This window comes from Brevibacterium otitidis (assembly GCF_042429315.1).
GTDB classification, from domain to species: Bacteria; Actinomycetota; Actinomycetes; order Actinomycetales; family Brevibacteriaceae; genus Brevibacterium; species Brevibacterium otitidis.
Genome location: NZ_JBHMAU010000064.1, coordinates 1 through 2,467, shown reverse-complemented (window position 1 = coordinate 2,467; position 2,467 = coordinate 1). Strand labels below are relative to the sequence as shown.

Here is a 2,467-nt window from a genome sequence, read left to right as displayed (position 1 = left end):
TCATCCTGGCTCGAAGTTCGAATCAATCGAAACTCTTGCTGAAGTCGGTGTGCAGTCAGCGTCCTACGCCACGATCAAACCTGACTAATTTGAGCCAAGTCAGGTCAGAAGACGGACCGCTCGACGAACTGATTCAATCGGTTCGTGTTGAAGCTGTCGTCGATGGGGAGGAAGTTACAGGCGAGCTAAACGTTGACGACTTCACCTATATAGGCGACGATGCATTTGCTGCCACGCTCACGGATCGAGACACAGGCGAACTGATCGAGATCTCTTCCGTCGACGTGAATGCTCAGGCTTTCCCGGTCCTATACGTGCTTGGCCTCCTTGCTCGGATCGGTATTAAAGCAGCAATCAAGCATATCGGGAAGACTCAGATCAAGAAAGCCGCGAAGTCGTACGGCCTCAAGCAGAGCAAAAAGAAGTGGGGACATATCATGGCGCCAAAGCATAAGTGGATAAAGTTGGCGCAAAGTCGAAGGAGCAAGTCGCTGAGATTATGGGTAAAGCCATGGCGCACGGCAAACACTCGCGATACAAGTCTGACATGCAGGCCGTGTACAAGCACAAGTATAAGGGGAAGACGTACACCGTGGTGGTCACATACGCAAAGAAAGGAGGTTATCTCAGCAATGGTTGGATCAGATAGCCAACTACAGCTTCGCGATGCTCTCGCTGCATCTCGATCTGGGCCGATCGACCGAGCTCTTCGCATCGCTGCTGGCATGTCGATTTCAGACATCCATAACGTACTGGAAGACGGGGTAGCGATCAGTGATCCCGAGCTTTGCAATCATTTTATCACCGAGTGGATTCGAAGGTTGGGACCAAGCGAGCGATTGGCGGCTGCAGTAGCCGTTTCGCACCTGTACTCCACGCACCTGGTGGAGATACCTCACGCCGAGGATTCGAGCCTCGCCGAGATCCTTCTAACCGCAAAGGAGGTTCTTGACCACATTAATTCGGAGCTTTCGGACTATCATGCTCTGGCTGAGAGCCCTGATACCAGTTTCGACACGGAGTTTACTCAGTCAATGGAAGAGGACGTCTCGCAAGTGCTTGATGCGGCTGCCCGTCAGTTGCAAGGCACACGGGATGAACTGCTCCGGTTAATTCGCCAGAGCTCTGAGAATGAGGTGGGTTGAGTCCTAATCGGGCTCTTCCGAGTTGAGTGTGGGGTGAGGCGTCCAGACCCCCGCCGATGAGGAGCATTCGTAGCTGGTAGTTCTCGAGGTTGCGGAATCTGCGAGCGATCCGACGGCCCAGCTCGATGAGCCCGTTGACCGCCTCGGTGCCACCGTTGCTGGCACCACCGGTANTGGGATCGGGCACGTCGGCAAGGCCTCGATCACGCGGGCGGCCAGCCTGCGCCCTTGAGCGTGAGTGTCCTGGTGGAACATGTCACGCACGTCCTGGGCGCACTGGTAGGCGACTTCGACACTGATGTGGTCCTCGTGCGCAGCGAACGCCGCTTCGAGTCTCGTACGCTGCCGGTCGGTGAGGCGTTCTTGGCCGGCCCGCAGAAGGTTGCGGATGCCGTAGAGCGGGTCTCCTTTGCGTCCCCGGTGCCCGAGTGTCTGCTGCTGGATACGACGGCGAACGTCATCAACAGCGCTGGTGGCGAGCTTGACGATGTGAAAAGCATCGAGCACACAGGTGGCGTCGAGTTGGTCATCGATCGTGTTCTTGTATCCCTGGAACGGGTCCAGCGTCGCGACCCGCACACCTTGGCGGAAGCTGGGCCCGCGTGCGGCGAGCCAGTCCTTGTACACCGTTGCTGAGCGTCCCGGGACGAGATCCAGCAGACGCGCCGTCGGGTGCTGGTGGCAGGAGAGACCGACCATGCCGGTCAGCTCCTTCGGTCCGCGCCGGCGCGGATCGGTGTGGTGCCATACATGCTCATCGACGCCGAGAACCTCGACGCCGTCGAACCGTGCCGGATCATCAGCGGCGGTGTTGAGCACTGGCCGGATCTGGGACCACAGCGTGTTCCACGTCGTGCCCAGCTGGCGAGCCAGTCCCTGGACGGAGGCGTTCTCATACCGCAGCTGACGGATCGCCCAGGACACCGCGCGGGTTGTCAGCAGGCCGCGCGGGGCGGCGACCTGCGGGTTCTGCTCGAGGAACGTCACGACCGGGCAGGCAGACTCGCGGCAGATCCAGCGGTGCTTACGCCACCGCAGGCAGGCAGGCCGTCCAGCGGATGGGGCGTCGACCAGGGTCACAGTGACGCGTCCGTGGCCGGTCGGGATAACGCCGCATCCGGGGCAACCGGTCAGCGGGTCACAGGCCTCGATGTCGAGGACGACGGCAGTGTCGGTGACCTCGGCGTGGATGAGATGGAAGTCAGGCAATCCGAGCAGGACCTGACTTCCACAACTGTAGTTACCCAGGCGATGTGATTGCGACGCGGATGTGAGCGACGCCTTCGCTGACTGGGTCGGCGGCAGCGACGGTATGGCCGACC

Annotated in this window: 1 protein-coding gene and 1 pseudogene; one reads left to right on the top strand and one right to left on the bottom strand. The window is 59.8% G+C overall.

Going from position 1 to position 2,467, the window contains the following annotated elements; genetic code table 11:
- On the top strand, nucleotides 1-1,145 hold a 1,145-nt coding region (locus ACFFN1_RS16870), incomplete at its 5' end, for an SAR2788 family putative toxin (RefSeq protein ID WP_376890778.1).
- 19 nt (nucleotides 1,146-1,164) lie between these two features.
- Here ACFFN1_RS16870 and ACFFN1_RS09695 read toward each other — a convergent pair.
- A pseudogene (locus ACFFN1_RS09695) lies at nucleotides 1,165-2,393 on the bottom strand (ISL3 family transposase); the annotation flags it as partial.
- Nucleotides 2,394-2,467: the final 74 nt, after the last annotated feature.